The organism is Neoroseomonas alkaliterrae (assembly GCF_014199195.1).
Lineage (GTDB): Bacteria > Pseudomonadota > Alphaproteobacteria > Acetobacterales > Acetobacteraceae > Neoroseomonas > Neoroseomonas alkaliterrae.
Map to the genome: position 1 here is coordinate 88,234 of NZ_JACIJE010000009.1, position 20,286 is coordinate 108,519.

Consider the following 20,286-nt stretch of genomic DNA (forward strand, 5'->3'; position numbering starts at 1 on the left):
CGGCGTCAGGCGACCGCGGCCTTGGGGCCGAGGCCGAGCACCTCGCGCATGCGGACGATCATCTCGCGCGCCTTCTCGCCGAGTTCCTCGTCCGGCCCCGCGACGTGCTCCACTGCGGCCAGGGCCTTGCGGCGGTCCGCCGCCGTCGGCAGCAGCGCGGGCAGGGCGGCGAGGGCCTCCTCGCGCAGCAGCGTCACGATCATGGTCTGCTCGCGGATCATCGCCTGGCGGGCGGAGGGCGGCATGCCGGCGAAGGGTGGTTCCGTCGTCAGCAGCGCGTTCGAGCGCGCGAGGCGCGAGCGCCGCACGCCGCCGCGCGCATCGGCCAGCAGGATCATCATGCGGATCACCGCCTCGGCATAGCCACCCTCGGCCACCTTCGCGCGCGCCTCGGGCAGATGGGCGGGCTCGATGGCGAGGGAGCGCCGCGCGGCCTCGGCCTCGGCCGCGCCGTCGTCGCCGGTCACGCCGATGGCGGCGAGGCCGCCATAGATCGCGTGGAAGGCGGTCTCGATCCAGGCGTCGCGGGCGTCGCGCCAGGCGTCGATGCCGCGCTCGACGCCGTCCGCCCAGGCCTTCTCCAGCGCGAGGAAGGGATTGTCCGGCGCGGCGGGGGCGCGGTGCTGGCGCGCCATCGCCGCCATCGCGCGCACCGGCATCATGAACGGGTTCATGTCGCTGAAGGCATAGCGCCGCATGCGCATGGGGCTCGCCTGCCGGCGGGCTTCGGCGCCCGCCTCGGTGGCGAACTGGCGCACCAGCGGCGAAACCAGCACGTCATAGAGGTGCTGGTTCATCTCCGAGATCTTGGCGACCGCGGGGAAGGCCTCGTTGCTGGCCTCGCCCGAGAGCGCGCGGATGTCGGCGATCTTCCGCTCGACGAGTTCGACCTGCCACTCCTCGTTCGCGCCGCTGCCCTCGTGGCCGGTGATCTTCATCTCGTAGAGGCCCGGCGCGACGGCTTCGATCATCTCGAGCGTCGTCGCGATCTCGGTGTGCTCCTTCTTCGCCACCGCGCCCGAGACGAAGATGCCGAGATGCCCGATCTGGTCGTGCAGCAGGTAGACGATGGTCTGGCCGAGCGCCTTGATCTCCTGCTCGTCGCGATAGACATCGGCGATCCAGCGCAGCGCCTGGCCCACGGGCGTGATGTTGTCGCCCGCGGAGGCGAAGACGATCACCGGCGCGCGCACCTCGCGCATGTTGAACGTCTCGCCGCCGCCCGAGGCGATGGTGCCCGAGGAGAAGCGGTTGCCGATGAAGAGGTTGTCCACGATCCAGCGGATCTCGTCCCGCGTCATCAGGAAGTAGCCGCCCCACCAGCGCTCGAACTCGAGGAAGCGCTCGGCCTCGGTGTCCACCTTGGCGTAGAGGTCGAAATACTTGCGGAACCAGGTGTTGCCGGGCGAAAGGCTCTCGAAGTTCGCCACCAGCGAGGCGCCGTCGAACTTGCCGTTGCCGAGGTCGGCCATCAGCGAGGCCGGCCAGCCGCCTCCGGCGAGGCCGCCCAGGTAGCGCATCGGGTTGCGCCCCTTCTCGCCGGCCCAGTAGGACAGCGGCGCGCCGTTGAGCACCAGCGCGCCGACCATCTCCGGCGCGGCGGCGCCGAGCATCATCGTCGCCCATCCGCCCTGGCAGTTGCCGATCACCACCGGCTTCGGCGCGTCCGGATGGTCCTTGGCGATGCGGGCGAGGAAGGTCGCCTCCGCCGCCGTGACGTCGAGGATCGTCTGCCCCTTCTCCGGTTCGCGGAAGAAGATCACGAAATAGACCGGATGCCCGCGGCGCAGCGCCACGCCCACCTGGCTGTCCGACTTGAAGCCGCCGATGCCCGCGCCGTGCCCCGCGCGCGGGTCGATGATGACGAAGGGCCGCAGCTTCGGGTCGGTCGGCGGGTAGTCCTCGGGCGGGCGGATGCGCACCAGCGCATAGTTCACCGGCCGGGCGAGGCTGCGGCCATCCACCACAGTGTCGTAGTCGAAGACCAGCACGGGCGGGCAGCCGGCCTGCTCGTGGGCGACGAAGTTGTTGCCCGCCTCGCGCATCACGTCCCAGAACATCACCCAGCGCTGCACGGCATCCACCGCATAGGCCTGCGCGTCCTGGGCGAGCGTCGCGGGCGTGCGGGCGAAGGCCGCGGCGGTCTCGCGCATCCGCCCGACGGCCTCGGCGGAGAGCGGGGCGGGCAGCAGCGCCGCGGCATGGCGCCCGACCACATCGGTCAGGTCGCGCACCTGGTCCAGCACGCGGGTCGCAGTCTCGCTTGCCTTCTCCAGCACTTCGCGAGTCGGCAGGGCGGGCGTCTTCGGCATGGCTCGGTATCCTCGGTCGCGATCCTTGTGCGCCTCGGGGGCAGGCACTTCAAGATGAAATGCTGCGCCGCAACAATCCGACGACGTGACGGGCGATCATCGCCTCCTCGTCCGTCGGCAGGACCAGGACGCGCACGCCAGCGCCGGGCGGGGAGATCTCCCGCTCATTCGCGGCGTTGCGCACAGGGTCGATCGCGATGCCGAGGAAGCCGAGCCCGTCGCAGATCCGCGCCCGCAGGCCCCGCGCATTCTCCCCGATACCGGCGGTGAAGACGAGCGCCTCGATGCCGCCGAGCACCGCGGAAAGCGCCCCGATCTCCCGGCGCACGCGCCAGGCGAAGTGCGAGAGCGCCCGCGCCGCGCGGGGATCGTCGCTGGCCTCGAGGTCGCGGACATCCTGGCTGATGCCCGACATGCCCTTGAGCCCCGCATTGCCGTAGAGCAGCGCCTGGACGGCCTCGGGCGCCATGCCCTCGGTCATGATGAGGTGAAGCAGCACGCCCGGGTCGATCTGGCCGCTGCGCGTGCCCATCGGCACGCCATCGAGCGCGGTGAAACCCATGGTGCTGTCCACGCTGCGGCCCGCGCGCATGGCGCAGAGCGAGGCCCCGTTGCCGAGATGGGCGACGACCACGCGACCGGCGGCCAGTTCCGGCTCGTGCTGTTCGAGGCTGCGCGCGATGTATTCGTAGGACAGGCCGTGGAAGCCGTAGCGCCGGATGCCGCGCTCGTAGAACTCGGGGGGCAGGGCGAAGGTGTCGGCCTCCCAGGGATGGGCGCGGTGGAAGGCGGTGTCGAAGCAGGCGACCTGCGGGATGCCGGGAAAGCGCTCGGCCGCCGCCGCGATGCCCGAAAGGTTGTGTGGCTGGTGCAGGGGCGCGAGGGGGGCGAGGGCGCGAAGCCGCTCCATCACCGCGCCATCCACGACCACAGGCGCGGCGAGATCGGGCCCGCCATGCACCACGCGATGCCCGACCGCGGCGACGCGCCGTCCTTCCAGCACGCCATCGAGCCAGGCGATGATGGCGGCGAGCGCCGCGCGGTGGCTGTCGGGCGCGCCGCCCTCCGCCCAGTCGCGCTCGGCGAGCCGGCGGCCCGCGGCATCCCTGGCCGTGAACCGCGGCGCCGCCCCGATGCCCTCGACCTGCCCGGCGAAGCGCGCGATGGGCGCTGCCTCGGCCCGCACCTCGAACAGCTCGAACTTGATCGAGGAGGAGCCGGCATTGAGCACCAGCACCGCATCGCCCGGCGCGATCACGCCGCCAGCTCCGCGAGGCGCGAGCGGCCCGTGCGCCGCCAATGCCCGTACAGCACCGCGAGGGCGGAGGACATCAGCCGCGCATGCTCGTCATCGGCGCGCGAGGTCAGCATCACCGGCACCTTCGCGCCGAGCACCAGCCCGCCCGTATCCGCCTGCGAGAGGAAGACGAGCTGCTTGGCCAGCATGTTCCCCGCCTCGAGATTCGGCGCGACCAGCACGTCGGCGCGGCCGGCGACGCTCGAATGGATCCCCTTGGTGCGCGCCGCCTCGAGGTCCACGGCGTTGTCCATGGCGAGCGGCCCGTCCACCAGCCCGCCCTTGATCTGCCCGCGCTCGGCCATCTTCGCGAGCACCGCCGCGTCGATGGTCGAGGGGATGGCCGGGTTGATCGTCTCGAGCGCCGAGAGGATGCCGACGCGCGGCTCCTCGATGCCGATCGCGCGGGCGAGGTCGATCGCGTTCTGCGTGATGTCCGCCTTGGTCATCAGGTCCGGCAGGATGTTGATGGCGGCGTCGGTGATGATCATCAGCCTTTCGTGGCCGGGGATGTCGAGCACGAAGGCATGGCTGACCCGGCGGCCGGCGCGCAGCCCGCCGTCGGATTTGGTGACGTGGCGCAGCACCTCGTCGGAATGGATGTTGCCCTTCATCACCGCCTCGGCGCGGCCTTCATGCACCATGGCGACGCAGCGCGCCGGCGCGTCGTGCTCGCTCGCCACGGCCTCGATGCGCGCGCCGGCGAGGTTCCAGCCGATCTCCTCCGCCGCGCGGCGGATCAGCGTCTCGGGACCGACCAGGATCGGCTCGATCAGGCCCTCCTTCGTCGCTTCCCACGCGCCGCCGAGCGAGTTCGCATCCGTCGGCGCGGCGACGGCGGTCGGCATGGCGGGCAGTCCGCGGCAGGCCTCCAGCAGGCGCGAGAACTTCCCCCGCGGCAGCAGCGTCAGTTCGGGGATGGCGACGCCATCCGTCACCAGCCGGCTCAGCGGCGGGCTGATCTCCGCCGTGCCGTCCGCGACCAGCGCGCCGTCCTGCTTCTCGAGCCGGCAGTCCATCACCAGCAGGTTGCCGGGCAGCTTCTCGCGCACCCTCACGGTCGCGATCACCGCGTCCCCGGCCTCCACGCGGGCGTGGAAGCGCACATCCTGGTAGCGATAGACCGAGCCCGGCCCCGGCAGCCGGTTGCCCATCACGGCCGAGAACAGCGAGGCGCACCACATGCCCGGCGCGATCGCGTTGCGTCCGGTCTCCTGCTCCGCCTCGCCCGGCAGATTGACCGGGTTCAGGTTGCCGGAGGCATGGGCGAAGACGATCAGGTCGTTGGCGGTGCAGACGCGGGTGAGGCTCGCGCTCTCGCCTTCCTCGATCTCCTCCCAGGTGCGGCCGATGAGGGCAGGGGCGGTCAGGGTCACGGGCGCGTCTCCGGCTGTGTCGCGGGATGGGGCGGCGGGAAGGCGGCGGGGCGGGGGCGGTCGCGCATCGCCGTCACGCCACGTTGTGCAGCCCGGCGTCCACGTAGATCGTGTCGCCGGTCATGCCGGAGGAGGCGCCGCCCACCAGGAACGCCACCACGCGCCCGACCTCCGCGATGTCCACCAGCCGGTGCTGCGGCGCGCGCTGCCGCGCCATCTGCACGAGCTCGTCGAACTGCGCGATGCCGCTTGCCGCGCGCGTCTTGAGCGGGCCGGGAGAGACGGCGAAGACCCGGATGCCCTTCTCGCCCAGCTCGTCGGCGAGGTAGCGGACCGAGGCCTCCAGCGCCGCCTTCACCGGGCCCATGATGTTGTAGTTCCCCACGACCTTGTCGGCGCCGTAGTAGGACATGGTGACCAGCACGCCGCCCTCGGTCATCAGCGGCTCCGCCAGTTTCGCCATGCGCAGGAAGGACCAGCAGGAGACATGCATCGCCTGGGCGAAGCCCTCGGCGCTGCAGTCCACCACGCGGCCGTGCAGGTCCTCGCGCGGGGCGAAGGCGATCGAGTGGATCACGAAGTCGAGCCGGCCCCATTCCTCCGCGATGCGCGCGAAGACGGCCTCGAGCTCGCCCGGCTTCTGCACGTCGAGCGGCGCGATGATGGCGGCCTGCATCTGCTCGGCCAGCGGCCGGACATGCCGCTCGGCCTTCTCGTTCAGGTAGGTGACGGCCAGCTCGGCCCCGAAGGCGCGCAGCTTCACCGCGCAGCCATAGGCGATGGAATCGGCATTCGCGATGCCGACGACCAGCCCGCGCTTGCCCTTCAGCATGTCGCCGACCCGGCTGTCGGGGTCCCAGACTGTCGGCAGGGGGTCGAGGGGCCGTCGTTCTGCTGTCACGATCGCTCTCCGCCGCGGAAGCCGGGGCCGGGTGCCATGCGGACGGCGCACCCGTCCTTGACCTAGGACAGATCAGCCTCGCCCGGCCAGCGCATTTCTGTTGCAATGCAGCAGGGCCTTCCGGCGCCGCTCCGGCCCCGCGCCCGGGTTGCGCGCCGCGCGCGCAGGGATGATGGTTCGCGCCCCGCCAGCAGAGGACACGCGATGTACATCGAGCACCGCCAGTACACCTTCCATCCCGGCAAGCAGCCGCAATGGATCGAGGCCTTCGGCAGCCACGGCTTCCCTGCCTCGGTGCGCACGCTGGGCGCGCCCTCATTCGGGACCTTCACGGTCGAGGTCGGCACCATCAACCGCTTCGTCTTCATGCGCGGCTGGGACGACATCGACACCCGCGACGCGGGCCTGGCGGCGCGCGAGGCCGACCCGCAATGGGCCGAGTTCAAGAAGCTCTCGGCCGGCTGCATCATGTCGCAGGAGGTGAAGTTCCTGAAGCCGACCGCCTTCTCGCCCATCCAGTCCGCCAAGGGCTTCGCCTTCAGGCGCGAGATCGGCGGCACCGGCATGGTCGTGGACCACCGCACCTACGACTTCCACCCGGGCAAGATGCCGCTCTGGCTCAAGGCCTATGAGGAGATCGGCCTGCCGATCCAGAAGCGCCTGCTCGGCCAGCTGCTGATGTTCGGCGTGACCGAGATCGGCCCGATCAACCAGGTGGTGTTCTGCTGGCTCTATGAAGGCTTCGGGGACCGCGACCGCCGCCGCGCTGCCATGGCCGCCGACCCGCAATGGCAGGAGTTCATGCGCAAGGTGGGCGAGATGGGCGCCCTCAAGCAGCAGACCGTGATGGCGCTGAAGCCGACCGCCTTCTCGGTCGTGAAGTGATGTCGCCCGGCGCGGGCCGCAGCGCCCGCGCCGCGGCCCAGCAGGGGCAGCCGGCATGAGCAACCTTCCCATTCCCGCGGCCGATGCCGCGACCCGCGCCGAGATCCTCGACTGGCTCGACCGCTTCGCCGCCTGCGTGCGGGAGGTGGACTTCAGGTCGGCCTACCCGTTCTGGCACGACGACATCGTGATCTTCGGCACCTACCAGGAGCTGGTGCGCTCGCGCCTCGCCTGGACGGACACGCAGTGGTCGAATGTCTGGCCGCGCACCAAGGAGTTCCGCTTCGACCTCGCCAATACCGAGGTGCTGGCCTCGGCCGACGGCGCCATGGCGGTTGCGGTCACCCCCTGGACCAGCATCGGCTGGAACCCCGATGGCAGCGAGTTCGACCGGCCCGGCCGCGCCACCATCGTGCTGCAGAAGCAGCCGGACGGGCGCTGGGTGGGCGTGCACAGCCACATGTCGCTCGGCCGCGGCGTGCCGCAGGACAGCCACGGCAACCGGCCGGTCAAGGCCCGCTGATCCGCGGCTTCACCTCCGCTTAAGCCCCCGTCGGCGAGGATGCGCCTGCCCGCCGACGGAAGGATCATGCAGGAAACCGTACGCCCCCCCGCCGTCAGCGCCGCGGACCGCTTCCTGACCTTCGCCTTCGCCGCGGCCGAACTGCTGGTTGAGACCGACCCCTCCGGGCGCATCACCTTCGCCGAGGGCGCCTTCCCCGCCCGCTTCGGCCGCCCGGGGCGGAGCTTCCTCGGCCAGCCTGTGCACCGGCTGGTCGCGCGGGACCTGCGCTCGGGCATGGGCACGGCGCTGGAACTGCTCGGCGCCACCGGCCGCATCCGCCCGACGGCGATCCGCCTCGCCGATGCCGCGCGCTCGCCCTTCAGCGTCGCGGGCCTTGCCGCGCCCGGGGGGCATGGGCGCTACTGCCTGACCTTCGCCCCCCTGCCGGCCGACCTCCCCGGCGGGCCGCTGCCCGGCGGCCCCGGCCTCAGCCGCGCCGCGGAGGAGATGCTGCGCGGCGAGGAGGGCCAGGGCGCCGTCGGCCTGATCGAGTTGCGCGGGGATGGCGGCGGGCTGAACCCGCGCGCCGACCTCGCCGCCCGGATCCAGGAGACGCTCGCCTCGCGCGCCGGCAGCGGCGCCATCGCGGCCGACCTCGGCTCGGGCCGGTTCGGCGTGCTGCCAGGGGAGGGTATGCCCGATCTCGCCGCACTCGCAGGCCATGTGGCGCTGCTGCTCGCCCAGCACGGACTGCCCGGGGAGGTCGGCACGCGCGCCGTCCCGCTCAGTTCGGAGGGGCTGAGCCCGGTCCAGGCCAGCCGCGCGCTGCGCTTCGCCCTCTCGGCCTTCGCCCGCGGCGGGGATGCGGCGCTCGAGAAGGCGGGCTTCTCGGGCGGCCTCGCCGGGTTCGTCGCCAGCGCGGGGGAGCGCGCGGCCGCGCTCCGGCGCACCATCGCCGAACGCCGCTTCCGCCTCGCCTTCCAGCCGATCGTCCTGCTCGCGGACCGCAAGGCGCACCACTACGAGGCGCTGCTCCGGCCCATCGCCACGCCCGGCAATCCCTACGACCAGGCTTCGGAGTTCATCGCCCTCGCCGAGACGGTCGGCCTGTCCGAGACCCTCGACTGGGCGGTGGTCGAGACGGCCTGCGAGGCCGCCCGCGCGGCGGCCGGTGCGCGCATCGCCTGCAACCTCTCGGGCCTGTCGCTGCAATCCCCGCCCTTCCGCGAGCGCCTCGTCGCCATGCTGGAAGCCGCGCCCGACCTCGCCCGCCGCCTGCTGATCGAGATCACCGAGACGGCGGAGATCGAGAACGAGGCCGAGGCCGTGCGCACCGTCGAGGCCCTGCGCGGACTTGGCCTGCCGGTCTGCATCGACGATTTCGGCGCCGGCGCCGCCGCCTTCCGCTACCTGCGCCTGTTCCGCGTGGACTTCGTGAAGGTGGACGGCATCTACGTGAGCAACGCGCCCGAGAGCGAGCGCGACCGCGGCTTCATCGCCGCCATGGTGGACCTCGCCCGCACCGTCGGCGCCGAGGTGGTGGCCGAGCGCATCGAGACCGAGGCCCAGGCCCGGCTGATGCAGGAGCTCGGCGTCACCTTCGGCCAGGGCTACCTGTTCGGCAGGCCTGGCTCCCTGCCCGGGAGCTGAGGTCACCCCCGCTCGCCGCGCTTGCCCTCGGCCGCGGGGCGGCGCAGGAAGCGGACCCATGACGGAGCCCCTGACGCCCCGACTCGCCGTGGTGATCCCCTGCTACAACGAGGCGGCCAATGTCGCCCCGATGGTGGCGAAACTCGACGCCGCGCTCGCGGGCATCGCCTGGGAAGCGATCTTCGTGGACGACAACAGCCCGGACGGCACGGCCGAGCGGGCCAAGGCCATCGCCGCGACCGATCCACGCATCCGCTGCATCCGCCGGATCGGGCGGCGCGGCCTCGCCTCGGCCTGTGTCGAGGGCATGCTCTCCACGGCCGCACCCTATGTCGCGGTCATCGACGGCGACCTCCAGCACGACGAGACGATCCTGCCGCGCATGCTCGCGGCGCTGGAAAGCGGCGAGGCCGAGATCGCGATCGGCAGCCGCAATGTCGAGGGCGGCACGAAGGGGGAGGGGCTCTCGCCGATCCGGCGCATGGTTTCCGACGGCGGGGCGGCGCTCGCCAATGCCGTGCTGCCGGTCCGCGTCGCGGACCCGATGAGCGGCTTCTTCGCCATGCCGCGCGCCCTGTTCGACAGCATCGCGCCGAACCTGACCGCCACCGGCTTCAAGATCCTGCTCGACATCCTTCTCTCGGCCGGGCGGCCGCTGCGCGTGGCCGAGATCCCCTACACCTTCCGCAGCCGCGAGGCCGGCGAGAGCAAGCTCGACGCCACCGTGCTGCTCGAATTCGCCGGCCTGCTCGCGGACAAGGCGCTGGGCGGGATGGTGCCGCTGCGCTTCCTCGCCTTCGCGCTGGTCGGCGGCGTCGGCGTTCTCGTCCATCTCGCCGCGCTCGGCCTGCTGCACGGGCTCGGCCCGCTCGGCTTCGACGCGGCGCAATGGTCGGCGACCTTCGTCGCCATGACGGCGAACTTCCTGCTCAACAACCGCATCACCTATCGCGACCGGCGGCTGCGCGGCCCGGCGCTGCTGCGCGGGCTGGTGCTGTTCTACCTGGTCTGCGGCATCGGGGCGGTGGCCAATGTCGGCATAGCCGGGCTGCTGCTGCGCGATGGGGTCGTCTCCTGGGGGCTCGCGGGCACGGCCGGGGCGCTGCTGACGGTGGTGTGGAACTACGCCGTCTCCTCGACACTGGTCTGGCGGCCGCGGTGAGGCTCTGGCTCGCGGCGCTGCTGGCGCTGACGGCGCTGCGCCTGGTTCTGGCCGCGATCCTGCCGCTCGCGCCGGACGAGGCCTACTACTGGCTGTGGTCGCGCAGCCTCCAGCCCGGCTACCTCGACCACCCGCCGATGGTGGCGCTGTTCATCCGCGCGGGAACGCTGATCGCGGGCGAGACGCCGCTCGGGGTGCGGCTGCTGGGGCCGCTCTCGCTCGCCCTCGGCTCGGTGCTGCTGGCGCGCGCGACCGACATTCTGTTCCCCGGGCGCGGCGCCGGCCCCTGGGCGGCGGCGCTGCTCAACGCCACGCTGCTGGCCGGCGTCGGCGCTGTCGCCATGACGCCGGACACGTCCCTGCTGTTCTTCTGGACCGTCGCGATCTGGGCGCTCGCCCGCCTGCAGCGCAGCGGCGAGGGGCGGTGGTGGCTCGCCGTCGGCGCGGCGGCCGGGCTGGCGCTGCTCAGCAAATATACCGCCCTGCTGCTCGGCCTCGGCATCCTGGCCTGGCTGCTGCTGCACGCGCAGGGGCGGCGCTGGCTGACCCGCTGGGAGCCCTGGGCGGGCGGCACGATCGCGCTCGCCCTCTTCGCGCCGGTGCTCGCCTGGAATGCCGCGCATGGCTGGGCCTCCTTCGCCAAGCAGGGCGGGCGTGCCGGCGGCGGCGATGCGGCCGATGCGCTGCGCTTCCTTGGCGAACTGCTCGGGGGGCAGGTCGGCCTCGCCACCCCGCTGGTCTTCCTGCTCTGCGTTGCCGGCGCGGCGGCCGCGGCACGGCACGCCTGGCGGATGCGGGATGCGGAAGCGCTGCTGATCGCCGCGCTCACCCTGCCCGGCGCGGCGCTGTTCCTCTGGCAGGCGACCGGCAGCCGCGTGCAGGGGAACTGGCCGGCGATCCTCTATCCGGCGGCGGCGATCGGGGCGGCGGCGCTGCTCACCGCGCCGGGCTGGCGGCGCCTGCGCGTGCCGGCGCTGTTGCTCGGCTTCGCGATGACCGGCTTCGTCTATCTGCAGGCGACGGCGGCGCCGCTCGCGCTCGCCCGCCGGCACGACCCGACGCTCGCGCGTCTCGGCGGCTGGCCGGCTTTCGTGGTCGCGGCCGAGGAATCCGCCCGGCGCGAGGAGGCCGGCTTCGTGGCGGCCGAGGAATACGGCCTCGCCGCCATCCTGGCCTTCAGCCTGCCGCCGGGGCGGATGGTGGTGGCGATGGACCCGCGCTGGGCCTATTTCCGCCTCGCCCCGCCGCCCATCGGTGCGAGCGGCCTGCTGATCCGCAGCGAGAGGCGCGGCGAGGGCCCGCCCCTGTGGCCGGGCGCCGAGGCCCTGGGGGGTGCGGAGGGCAGGCTCGTCCGCAGCCGCGGCGGCATCGAGGCCGAAGCCTACCGGCTGTTCCGCGTGCGGACGGCGCCCGGCCAGCCCCCCGCCGCGGTGCTGCCGCGCCCGTGACGGCCGGTCCCGCTTGACCCCGGCGCGCGGCGCCCGATCTGCACCGGATACCGGAGGAGAGACGATGCCGATCCGCATTCCGCGCGGCTGGGAGATCCCGGAGAGCCGCGTCACGCCCGAAGCGCTGGTTCTCGGCCGACGGCGCGGCTTGGCCCTCGGCGCGGGGCTTCTGGCCGCGCCCGCCACGGCGCTCGCCCAGGGCGCGCCCCCGGCCCTGCCGCCGGCGATGCGCAACACGCGCTACGCGCCCGGCCGCGACATAACCGATGAGCGAGAGGCGACAAGCTTCAACAACTTCTACGAGTTCGGCAGTCACAAGACGATCAGCCGCGCCGCCCAGCGCCTGCCGCAGCGGCCCTGGACCGTGAAGGTCGAGGGCATGGTCGAGTCCCCGCGCGAGTTCGGCATCGAGGACCTGCTCCGCTTCATGCCGCTCGAGGAGCGGGTCTATCGCCTGCGCTGCGTGGAGGCCTGGTCCATGGTGGTCCCCTGGACCGGGTTCCCGCTCTCCGCGCTGCTCGATGCCGTCCGGCCGCTCGGCTCGGCCCGGTATGTGGTGTTCGAGACCGCCGCCATCCCGGCCGTGATGCCCGGCCTGCGCCAGTCCTGGTATCCCTGGCCCTATATCGAGGGCTGCACCATCGAGGAGGCCGCCAACGAGCTTTCCTTCATGGTGGTCGGCGCCTATGGCAAGCCGCTGCCGCCGCAGAATGGCGGCCCCATCCGCTTCCACCAGCCCTGGAAATACGGCTTCAAGGCCGGCAAGAGCATCGTCCGCATCACCCTGACCGACCGCCGGCCCGTCTCCTTCTGGGAGAGGGTCCAGCCCCAGGAATATGGTTTCTGGGCCAATGTGAACCCCGAAGTGCCCCATCCGCGCTGGAGCCAGGCGAGCGAGCGCGTGCTCGGCACCAATGCGCGGGTTCCGACCCAGATCTTCAACGGCTACGGCGAATTCGTCGCGGCCCTTTACACCGGGCTGCGGAACGAGCGACTTTGGGCATGACATGGTTCTGAAGACCATCGCCCTCGTGCTCTATTCGGCGGCGCTGCTCATCGCGCTGGCCTTCGGCTATGGCTGGTCGTTCGGCGCCATGCTGTTCAACATCAACCCCGGCGCGCTGAACAGTTTCCAGGCCGGGGTGCAGCGCAACCTCTCGCCCGCGCTGTGGGATTCGATCTTCGTGCCGCTGCTCCAGCTCCCGGCCTGGGTCATCCCCGTGGCGCTCGGCACGCTCTTCGTCCTCATCAGCGCCCTGCGGCCCGGCAAGGGCTGAACCGCGTGCCGCCGGCCCGGCTTCTGCTGGTCGAGGACACGCTGTCGCTCGCCACCCTCTATCGCGAGTTCCTGCGCGGGGAGGGGCATGCCATCCGCCATGCGCCGAACCTCGCCGAGGCCCGCCGGGCGCTCGCGGAGGCCACGCCCGACGCCGTGCTGCTCGACCTGCGCCTGCCCGACGGCGATGGGCTCGACCTGCTGGCGGAGATCCGGCGCGGCGCGAATCCGCCGCCCGTGGTGGTCATGACCGCGCATGGCTCGGTCGGCAACGCGGTGGCCGCCATGCGCGCGGGTGCGGCGGATTTCCTGGTCAAGCCCTTCCCGGCCGAGCGCCTGGTCGTCACCCTGGCCAATGTCCTCGAACGCGCGGCCCTGCGGCGCGAGGTGGAGACGCTGGCCGCCGGCGCCCCCCGCGCGGGCTTCGCCGGATTCATCGGCGCCGCCCCGGCCATGCAGGCCGTCTATCGCATCATCGAGAACGCCGCCGCCTCCCGCGCGACCGTGTTCGTGACGGGCGAGAGCGGCACCGGCAAGGAACTGGCGGCCGAGGCGGTGCATGCCCTCTCGCCCCGGCGCGAGGGGCCCTTCGTCCCGCTCAACTGCGCCGCCATCCCGAAGGACCTGATCGAGAGCGAGATCTTCGGCCATGTCCGCGGCGCCTTCACCGGGGCGGTGTCCGACCGGCCCGGCGCGGCCCGCGCGGCCGATGGCGGCACGCTCTTCCTCGACGAGATCTGCGAGATGGATCTCGCGCTGCAGGGCAAGCTGCTGCGCTTCATCCAGACCGGCAGTTTCGTCCCGGTCGGGGCCACGCGCCCCGTCTCCACCGATGTGCGCTTCGTCTGCGCCACCAACCGCGACCCGCTGGCCGAGGTGAAGGCCGGGCGGTTCCGCGAGGATCTCTACTACCGCCTGCACGTGGTGCCGGTGGCGCTGCCGCCGCTGCGCGAGCGCGGGGAGGATGTCGTGCTGCTGGCCGAAGCCTTCCTTGCCCGCAGCGCCGCCGAGGAGGGCAAGCGCTTCCTCCGCTTCGCGCCGGATGCGCTCGCGCTGCTGCGCGCCCATCGCTGGCCGGGCAATGTGCGCGAACTCGAGAACGCGATCCGCACCGCCGTCGTGCTGCATGACGGGGAGGCGCTGACGGCGGCGATGCTGCCGGTCAGCGTGCATGGCGGCGCTGCCGAGGGCGCCGCGCCCGCGCCGCCCGCGCGCCCGGCCGACCCCGCGCGGCGCATCCGCCCTCTTGCGGAGGTCGAGCGCGACGCGATCGAGGAGGCGATCCGCCTGTGCGGCGGGAACATCCCCAAGGCCGCCGCCTTCCTCGGCGTCAGCCCCTCGACGCTCTACCGCAAGCGGGAGGCCTGGGCGCGGCGCGGATAGGCCGCGCTATTCGATCCGCGCGCCGGAGAGTTCCACCATGCGCTGCCAGCGCGGCACCTCGCCGCGAATCATGCGCGCGGCCGCCTCGGGGCTTTCGCTCAGGACGATGCCGTAGCCGAGGGGGCGCAGACGCTCGATGAACTCGCGCTGCTGGCTCACGGTGCGCACGGCCTCGAAGATCCGCTGCACCACCGGGGCGGGCGTGCCGCCGGCGGTGCTGAGCACATTCCAGTTGATCAGCTCGTGCTGGGCGAGGCCGAGATCGGCGAAGGACTTCATGCCCGGCACCTGCGGCAGCAGCGGGATGGGATCGCCCGAGGAGACCGCGAAGGCCTTGAAGCGCCCCGCCTCCACATGCGGCATCAGCGCCGGCATCACGTCGAACATCATGTCGATGGTGCCGGCGAGGAGGTCGTTGATGGCCGGCCCGCCGCCGCGATAGGGCACGTGCAGGATCCTCGCCTCGGCGAAGCGGTTGATCGCCGCGATGTTCAGATGCGACGAGGTGCCGGTGCCGGAGGAGCCCATGCGGAGCTGCTCGGGATTGGCGCGGGACCACTGGATCAGCGAGCGGAAATCGGTCCAGCCCCGGGCCTGCGCGGTCTGCGCGTTCACCACGCAGAGCAGCACGCCGTCGGTCAATTGCGTCACCGGCGTCAGGTCGCGCAGGGGGTCGAAGGGCATGCGCGCATGCATGAAGGGCATGGCGCAATAGGTGGTCGCGCTGACGAGGCCGATCACCGTGCCGTCCCGATCGCCCTTGGCGATGGCGTCGGCGCCGATCAGACCGCCGGCGCCGGCGCGGTTCTCCACCACCACGGTCTGGCCGAGGACCGGGCCCAGCCGGTCCGCGAGCAGGCGCGAGGTGATGTCCACCGCGCCGCCGGGCGGGAAGGGGACGATGACCCGCACCGTCCGCCCGCCGGCGAGCGGCTGCGCGACCACCGGCGCGGCGAGAAGGGCTGCGGCGCCGCCCATCAGGGCGCGGCGGGCGAGCGGGAGAGGGCGGCTCATGCGGGGCGCTCCGGCAGGAAAGGGAAGGGCGCGGCCAGCCTGCCCCATCACGCGGCGCGGATCAAAGGTGGCGCGCGCTCAGCCGCGCCCGAGCGCCAGCCGCGCGGCCGAGATCGCGTGATGGGTCTGCGGCGTGAGGTCGAAGCGCGCGAGGTCCGCCGGCGCGGCCCAGGCGACCTCGCTCACGTCGTCGCCGGCCTGCGCCTCGCCGGCCAGCCACTCCGCAGCGTAGTCGATGATCGTGTAGTGATAGAGGGCGCGCCCCGCCTCATCGCGCGAGATCGCGTCCACCACCGTCGCCAGCACCATCGGTCCGACCTCGACGCCCGCCTCCTCGCGCAGTTCGCGCCGCGCCGCCTCTTCCGCCGCCTCGCCGAGATGCTGAGCGCCGCCGGGCAGCGACCATTGGCCGAGCCTCGGCGGCTTCCCGCGGCGGACCAGCAGCACGCGCTCCTCGCGGAAGACGATGCAGCCGATGCCGACCCAGGGCCGGTCCGGATATTCCCGGCCGCTCACTGCGGGCGCGGGGCTTCGCCCTGGGCGCCCTCGGCAGCGGCGGGCGCGGGCGGTTCCGCCCCTGCGGGCGGCTCGGCGTGCGTCTCCTCCGCCGGCTGCTCCTCCTGCCGGCGCAGGTCGGCGAGCAGCGGCGCGAAGGCCTTCTCCTTCCACTGCCCCACCTGATAGGCCCAGCCGCGCCAGCGCGCGTTCAGCCGCGCCGCCTCGTCGTCGCCCTCGGCGGCGAGGGTGATCCAGACCGCCTCGCCGTCCTTGCGCGGGCGCACCAGGATGGCGAGGTTGTCGGTCAGTTCGAAGCGCGTCTCGCCCAGCGCCTCGCCGGGGATCTCCGCCTCCGGCCTGACATCGAGGAAGGTCAGAAACTCGAAGGCGCGGCCGATCTCGTCGAGCGCCGTCTCCTCGGCCGGCGGCGCATCGGCCGGCTCGGTCAGGCCGAAGCGGCCATCGGGGTCGCCGCTGCGCGTGACGACGAGCGGCGCCTCCCCCGTGCGCGCCACCGCCACCCGGCGCACGCGGTCGCGCGGGATGTTCGCGATGTCGCGGTCGAGCCAGAGCTGCGCGTCGGTGTCCACCGGCACCCGCCCCTCGGCGAGCCATGCCTGGTTCTCGTTCGGGCGGCGCACGAAGGCGCTCTCCGGCACGTTGCCCTGCGTCCGTACGCGCCGCCGGCCGATCACCAGTTCGGCGATCACGCCGCCCTGCGCGTCGAGCACGCGCAGCAGCGTCGAGGTCGCTCCCTCCCGCGCGGGATCCTCGAGGCCGAGCCGGTCGAGCATCTCCGGATTGGCGGTGCGCGGCTCCGTCAGGCGCAGCTCCGTCAGGCCGGTGAGCAGTTCGCGGACCCGTTCCTGCCTGACCGGATAGCCGCCCTTCGCCGGCAGCACCCAGGTCTCGCCGCGACGCTCGACCGCAAGGCTCGCGTCGTGGCGCGTGGCCTCGATCCGCGCCGCGCCCTGCAGCCGCTGCGCCAAGCCCGGAAAGGCGAGGGCCGCGCCGGCCGGGGAGGGTGGCGCCTGCTCGGCCGGGCTCAGCAGCAGCGCGCCGCCGAGCACAACCGCCGCCGCGCCACCGAGGAGAAGAAGCGTCCTGCGCTGCATCGCCGCCTCCTCAGGCCCGCGCCGCCGCGCGGCGCCGCGCCCGCGCGATGCCGAGGCCGAGCGCGAACACCGTCAGCAGCAGCGGCACGGCGGCGATGTTGATCACCCGCAGCCAGGTCTCCAGTCCCTCGATGTCGCGCCGCAGCTCGAGCTGCACGGCGCGGAGCTGCTGGCGCGTCTGCAGGATCTGCGCGCGCGCGGCGTCGATCTCCGCGCGCTGCTCGGGCGTGATGACGGCGCTGCCCTGGCCGCGCTCCCCGCCCTGGCCCTGGCGCAGCTCGCGCAGGCGGCGCTCGGTCTGCTCGAGGGTCGCCTGCAGGTCGCGCTCGGTCTGGCGGAAGCGCGCATCGGCGTCGCGGCGGATGTCTTCGACGACGGTGAAGGGGCGCAGCGATTCGCCGCGCGAGCGCAGCGAGATCAGCGCATCGCCACCCGAGAAGGTGTCCACGAGGTTCGCCACCAGCGCGCCATTGTCGCTGACCGGCGTCATGACCTGCTGGCCGAAGAAGTCCTGCACGCGGACCCAGTAGCGGTCCTCGAGGATGTCGGCATCCGCGACGACGACGAAATTGGCCGGGCCCTCGCTGCGCGCGCGATGCGGCGGGAAATCGGCCGGGCGCTCCGCCCCCTCGGGCGGCGGCGGCGGGCCGTCGGGGAAGGCCGAGGCGAGTTCCCCGCGCACCCGCGCGGCGATGGTCCGGCGCAGGTTGTCCGGGCGGAACTCGGCGAGGATGCGCGCCGGGTTCGGATTGTCGCGCACATGCTCGACGCTCGCGGTCATGCTGCGTTCGCTCGAGCGCAGCAGCGGCACGAACTCGATGGTGGCGCCGTCCCGCGGCCGTACCCAGCCGGCGGAGGCGACCGTCACCTGGTTGAGCTGCGCGGTCGCGACCTCGGTCTGGCTGATGGAATCGCCCTGCAGGTTGAACCAGGCGACGTAGTCCACCGCCTGCACGCGGTCGGTCGGGTTGGCGCGCACGCGCCAGGCGCCGCGCAGGTCGAGCACGACGCCGTTCTCGGGCACCTCGACGCCCCAGGCGTTGAGCAGGCGGTCGAGGTTCGAGGCGGTCTGCCGCGTGGGCTGCCCGCCGGGCCCGGGGCGCGACGCCTGGCCCTCGGAATGCGGGTCCACGAAGACGATCAGCTTGCCCCCGCGCATCACGAACTGGTCGATGGCGTAGAGCGTGGCGTCCGGCAGGTCCTGCGGATGGACCACCAGCAGCACCTGCACGTCATCCCCGATGCGCTGCGCATCCAGCGCCACGTCCTGGACGGTGAAGAACTGCCGCAGCGTCTGCATCACCGCATAGGGCTGGGCCATCGGGCTGCCGCGCATCATCATCATCATGCGCGGGTCGCCGTTGACCGGCAGGGTGGACATCACGCCGACGACAGGCCGCCGCGGATTGGACAACTCATAGACCAGCCGCGTGAGATCGAACTCCAGGAAGCGCTCGCGCTCGGGCTGGAAGAAGGGGATGGTGCGCTCGTCGTCGAGCAGGTTCACGCCGGCGAGGCCGAAATAGATCTGCTCCCCCGACTGGTCCACCGGCACGCCCTGCAGGCCGAAGGCGAGGGCGCGGTCCTCGGTCTCGCTGAAGGGCTCGGGGTCGAAGACCTCGAGGCGCACCTTCCCACCCGAGACGGCGACATATTCCTCGAGCATGGCGCGCACGCGCTCGGCATAGGCGCCGTAGGCAGGCACCGCGGCGCCCAGGCGGCGCGAATAGAACAGCCGCAGCGTCACCGGATCCTGCAGGTTCTGCAGGACCGAGCGGGTGCCCTCGGAGAGCGTGTAGAGGCGCTGCTCGGTCAGGTCCATCCGCGCGCGCGGCGCGAGGCGGTCCACCAGCATGTTGACGCCGACCGCCAGCACGGCGGCCGCGACAAGGCCGAGCGCGGAGGACCAGATCCGCCGCGTGCCGGGGCGGGGGGAGGGGGTGCCGCTCATCGCTCAGTCCGCCTTCCGGTGGTCGATCACTACCGCATTCGCGAAGAGGAAGAAGCCCATGAAGGAGGCGAAGAACACCACGTCCCGAAGCGCGATCACCCCGCGGGTGAAGTTGTTGAAGCGCTCGGTGACGGACAGCCCGCGCGCGACCTCGGCCAGCATCGGGATGCGCTTCGAGAGGAACTCGGTCACCACCGGCGAGCCGGCGGCGGCGAAGACGAAGCACACCGCGACCGCGAGGACGAAGGCGATGACCTGGTTCTTGGTCATGGCCGACATCGCGGCACCCACCGAGAGATAGGCGCCCGCGACCAGCAGGCAGCCGGCATAGCCCGCGAGGATCACGCCATTGTCCGGCTTGCCGAGGAAGTTCACCGTCAGCACCAGCGGGAAAGTGAGCGCCAGCGCGATGGCGCAGAAGGCCCAGGCGGCGAGGAACTTGCCCACCACCGCCTGCCACTGCGGCAGCGGCAGCGTCAGCAGCAGCTCGATCGTGCCGAGCCGGCGCTCCTCGGCCCAGAGCCGCATCGTCAGCGCCGGCACCAGGAACAGGAACAGCCAGGGCACGAAGGTGAAGAACGGCCCGAGATCGGCCTGCCCGCGCTGGAAGAAGCCGCCGATGGTGAAGGTGAGCGCGCCGGCCATCATCAGGAAGATGACGATGAACACATAGGCGACGGGGGTGGCGAAATAGCCCGCGAGTTCGCGGCGGGCGACGGTCAGCGCGGCCATCACGCGGCCTCCCGCGCCATGGTCAGGTCCCGGAAGACCTGCTCGAGCGTCCTGCCCGGCGCCTCGAGTGCGGCCGGCGTGGAATCCGCCAGCACCCTGCCGCGCGCGATGATGATCGCCCGCGTGCAGACCGCGCCCACCTCCTCGAGGATGTGGGTCGAGATCACGATGGCCTTCTCCGGCGCCATGCGGCGGATCAGCTCGCGCACCTCGTGCTTCTGGTTGGGATCGAGGCCGTCCGTCGGCTCATCCAGCACCAGCACCGGCGGGTCGTGCAGCAGCGCCTGGGCGAGGCCGACACGGCGCTTGAAGCCCTTGGACAGCGTCTCGATCGGCTGCAGGCGCACGCCTTCGAGCTGCGTCAGCCCCATCGCATGCGCCACGCGGTCGGCGGCCTCCGCGCCGCGATAGCCGCGGATGCGCGCGACGAAGCCGAGGAAGGCGGTGACCGTCATCTCCGGGTAGGTCGGCGCGCCTTCGGGCAGGTAGCCGAGGCTGCGCTTGGCCGCCACCGGATCTTCCACCACGTCCTTGCCGCAGATGCGGGCCGTGCCGGCGGAAGGCGTGACGAATCCCGCGAGCATCTTCATGGTGGTGGACTTGCCGGCGCCATTGGGGCCGAGGAAGCCGACGACCTCCCCGCGATCCACCGTGAAGGACACGTCGTCCACGGCGGTGAAGGCGCCGAAGCGCTTGCTCAGGCGCTCGATCTCGATCAACGCGGCCAAGGCCGGTCTCCCCTGTGGTTCACCGTTCCGGACAGAAGCCTCGTCGGGCGGGG

At 72.4% G+C, this 20,286-nt stretch carries 18 protein-coding genes; 8 read left to right on the top strand and 10 right to left on the bottom strand.

Going from position 1 to position 20,286, the window contains the following annotated elements; all coding sequences use genetic code 11:
• Positions 1-5: 5 nt before the first annotated feature.
• From FHS88_RS15590 to fabI, 4 genes are all read right to left on the bottom strand, one after another.
• A complete protein-coding gene (locus FHS88_RS15590; protein WP_184486397.1) occupies positions 6-2,312 on the bottom strand; it encodes a DUF3141 domain-containing protein in 2,307 nt (768 codons plus the stop codon).
• A 49-nt stretch (positions 2,313-2,361) separates the two neighbouring features.
• On the bottom strand, positions 2,362-3,570 hold the full coding sequence (locus FHS88_RS15595) for an acetate/propionate family kinase (protein ID WP_338146604.1): 1,209 nt from the start codon (positions 3,568-3,570) through the stop codon (positions 2,362-2,364).
• A complete protein-coding gene (locus tag FHS88_RS15600; RefSeq protein ID WP_338146605.1) occupies positions 3,567-4,985 on the bottom strand; it encodes a bifunctional enoyl-CoA hydratase/phosphate acetyltransferase in 1,419 nt (472 codons plus the stop codon). Before FHS88_RS15600 ends, FHS88_RS15595 begins: the two co-directional genes overlap by 4 nt.
• Before the next feature lie 73 nt (positions 4,986-5,058).
• Complete coding sequence (gene fabI, locus FHS88_RS15605) at positions 5,059-5,886, bottom strand: enoyl-ACP reductase FabI (protein ID WP_456306794.1); 828 nt, start codon at positions 5,884-5,886, stop codon at positions 5,059-5,061.
• Between the two features lie 204 nt (positions 5,887-6,090).
• Here fabI and FHS88_RS15610 point away from each other — a divergent pair, with 204 nt between their 5' ends.
• From FHS88_RS15610 to FHS88_RS15645, 8 genes are all read left to right on the top strand, one after another.
• Entirely contained in the window at positions 6,091-6,771 is a 681-nt protein-coding gene (locus FHS88_RS15610; protein WP_184486398.1) for an NIPSNAP family protein, read from the top strand.
• A 55-nt stretch (positions 6,772-6,826) separates the two neighbouring features.
• Positions 6,827-7,294 carry a YybH family protein gene (locus tag FHS88_RS15615; RefSeq protein WP_184486399.1) on the top strand — a complete coding sequence of 156 codons (468 nt, stop codon included), beginning with the start codon at positions 6,827-6,829 and terminating at the stop codon, positions 7,292-7,294.
• A 66-nt stretch (positions 7,295-7,360) separates the two neighbouring features.
• Positions 7,361-8,926: an EAL domain-containing protein gene (locus tag FHS88_RS15620; RefSeq protein WP_184486400.1), complete on the top strand. Its 1,566-nt coding sequence runs from the start codon at positions 7,361-7,363 to the stop codon at positions 8,924-8,926.
• Between the two features lie 58 nt (positions 8,927-8,984).
• Positions 8,985-10,088 (top strand): glycosyltransferase, encoded by a 1,104-nt coding sequence (locus FHS88_RS15625; protein WP_184486401.1) that lies wholly within the window; start codon positions 8,985-8,987, stop codon positions 10,086-10,088.
• Positions 10,085-11,536 (top strand): glycosyltransferase family 39 protein, encoded by a 1,452-nt coding sequence (locus FHS88_RS15630; protein WP_338146606.1) that lies wholly within the window; start codon positions 10,085-10,087, stop codon positions 11,534-11,536. The genes FHS88_RS15625 and FHS88_RS15630 overlap by 4 nt, the downstream gene beginning before the upstream one ends.
• Positions 11,537-11,600: 64 nt before the next feature.
• On the top strand, positions 11,601-12,542 hold the full coding sequence (msrP, locus tag FHS88_RS15635) for a protein-methionine-sulfoxide reductase catalytic subunit MsrP (protein ID WP_184486402.1): 942 nt from the start codon (positions 11,601-11,603) through the stop codon (positions 12,540-12,542).
• A 1-nt stretch (position 12,543) separates the two neighbouring features.
• Positions 12,544-12,813: a hypothetical protein gene (locus FHS88_RS15640; RefSeq protein ID WP_184486403.1), complete on the top strand. Its 270-nt coding sequence runs from the start codon at positions 12,544-12,546 to the stop codon at positions 12,811-12,813.
• A gap of 5 nt (positions 12,814-12,818) precedes the next feature.
• Positions 12,819-14,195, top strand: a complete 1,377-nt coding sequence (locus tag FHS88_RS15645; RefSeq protein ID WP_184486404.1) for a sigma 54-interacting transcriptional regulator — start codon at positions 12,819-12,821, stop codon at positions 14,193-14,195.
• Between the two features lie 6 nt (positions 14,196-14,201).
• Here FHS88_RS15645 and FHS88_RS15650 read toward each other — a convergent pair whose 3' ends face one another.
• The 6 genes from FHS88_RS15650 to FHS88_RS15675 all read right to left on the bottom strand — a co-directional run bounded on the left by FHS88_RS15650 (position 14,202) and on the right by FHS88_RS15675 (position 20,233).
• Entirely contained in the window at positions 14,202-15,209 is a 1,008-nt protein-coding gene (locus FHS88_RS15650; RefSeq protein WP_184486405.1) for a Bug family tripartite tricarboxylate transporter substrate binding protein, read from the bottom strand.
• A gap of 78 nt (positions 15,210-15,287) precedes the next feature.
• Positions 15,288-15,725 (bottom strand): NUDIX domain-containing protein, encoded by a 438-nt coding sequence (locus tag FHS88_RS15655; RefSeq protein WP_184486406.1) that lies wholly within the window; start codon positions 15,723-15,725, stop codon positions 15,288-15,290.
• Positions 15,722-16,822: a DUF4340 domain-containing protein gene (locus tag FHS88_RS15660; RefSeq protein WP_184486407.1), complete on the bottom strand. Its 1,101-nt coding sequence runs from the start codon at positions 16,820-16,822 to the stop codon at positions 15,722-15,724. The genes FHS88_RS15655 and FHS88_RS15660 overlap by 4 nt, the downstream gene beginning before the upstream one ends.
• Before the next feature lie 10 nt (positions 16,823-16,832).
• Complete coding sequence (locus tag FHS88_RS15665; RefSeq protein WP_184486408.1) at positions 16,833-18,773, bottom strand: GldG family protein; 1,941 nt, start codon at positions 18,771-18,773, stop codon at positions 16,833-16,835.
• 3 nt (positions 18,774-18,776) lie between these two features.
• On the bottom strand, positions 18,777-19,505 hold the full coding sequence (locus tag FHS88_RS15670) for an ABC transporter permease (protein WP_221244453.1): 729 nt from the start codon (positions 19,503-19,505) through the stop codon (positions 18,777-18,779).
• Complete coding sequence (locus tag FHS88_RS15675; RefSeq protein ID WP_184486410.1) at positions 19,505-20,233, bottom strand: ABC transporter ATP-binding protein; 729 nt, start codon at positions 20,231-20,233, stop codon at positions 19,505-19,507. Before FHS88_RS15675 ends, FHS88_RS15670 begins: the two co-directional genes overlap by 1 nt.
• Between the last annotated feature and the right edge of the window lie 53 nt (positions 20,234-20,286).